At 66.5% G+C, this 221-nt stretch carries 1 pseudogene; it reads right to left on the bottom strand.

The features are described 5' to 3' along the window. Positions 1-221: pseudogene (locus tag QD228_RS17105) on the bottom strand (hypothetical protein); the annotation flags it as partial.

The following is a 221-nucleotide window of genomic DNA, read 5'->3' as shown; positions in this document are numbered from 1 at the left end:
CTGTCGATCGTGTCGCCGGCTTTCACCGTCACGATGCGGATCCGCTTCCCCTTGATCGCGGCGGCTGCCTGCGGCGACAGTTGCGCCACGCTGGACACCATGCTCGCAAAGGCGCCGAGGCGATTGCCCGAGGGCGTCACCACGAGGAAGTAATAGGTGGCGGACGGGAAGCGATAGGCTACGACGGTCGCATCCACCGTGCGGCCGTTGCTGGTCGCGGA

Source organism: Cobetia sp. 3AK, from assembly GCF_029846335.1.
Taxonomy (GTDB): Bacteria; Pseudomonadota; Gammaproteobacteria; order Pseudomonadales; family Halomonadaceae; genus Cobetia; species Cobetia marina.
This window is presented reverse-complemented; position numbering and strand designations above follow the sequence as displayed.